The organism is Affinundibacterium seohonense, from assembly GCF_014284305.1.
Lineage (GTDB): Bacteria > Pseudomonadota > Gammaproteobacteria > Burkholderiales > Burkholderiaceae_D > Undibacterium > Undibacterium seohonense.
The window spans coordinates 1-255 of record NZ_JACOFW010000124.1; the positions used below are offsets into that span (position 1 = coordinate 1).

General features: G+C 52.5%; 1 protein-coding gene. It reads right to left on the reverse strand.

The annotated features are described in order from the left end of the window. On the reverse strand, positions 1-255 hold a 255-nt coding region (locus H8K52_RS20830), incomplete at both ends, for a transposase (RefSeq protein WP_186924815.1).

The window sequence follows — 255 nt, forward strand, 5'->3', positions numbered from 1 at the left end:
TCGCCACCGCGACGATCGCCACACGTCGACCGCGTTTGTTGGGCGCTTGGCTGTTGGTCTTTTCCGCAAACCAAATTGAAAGCTTACTTTCTGGCTGATAGCGCAACCACATCCACGCCATTTCAATAAGCAAGGAGCGCACTCGTCGGTTGCCTTGCTTGCTGATGCCTTGGTCGATTCGCATCGTGCCACTATCGTACGGTTGCGGCACCAATCCAACACAGGAACCAACTTGTTTTTGATTATCAAACCGTC